This window comes from Paraprevotella clara YIT 11840 (assembly GCF_000233955.1).
Lineage (GTDB): Bacteria > Bacteroidota > Bacteroidia > Bacteroidales > Bacteroidaceae > Paraprevotella > Paraprevotella clara.
In genome coordinates this window covers 358-578 of the sequence record NZ_JH376719.1, presented here as the reverse complement: position 1 = coordinate 578, position 221 = coordinate 358, and the positions used below count along the sequence as shown (strand labels likewise).

The following is a 221-nucleotide window of genomic DNA, read 5'->3' as shown; positions in this document are numbered from 1 at the left end:
CCAAAGTAATAACCTCGCTAACGAATAGTGGTTATGCGGCATTCCGTATTTCATCATACCGTCCTAATTCGCACATACTTATCTTCACCTCAAATAGACGTTTGCTTACTCAGTTGAACCTTTTGTGGGGAGTTACTACTTTCTATTATGATCGTTTTGTCTCTACTGACGAGCTTATAGAGGATATTAACCATATAGCCAATGAAAAAGGCTATGTAGAT

At 38.0% G+C, this 221-nt stretch carries 1 protein-coding gene; it reads left to right on the top strand.

The window, feature by feature from the left end; genetic code table 11:
- The coding region (locus HMPREF9441_RS18225; protein ID WP_216593524.1) for a pyruvate kinase alpha/beta domain-containing protein at positions 1-221 on the top strand (221 nt) is incomplete at both ends.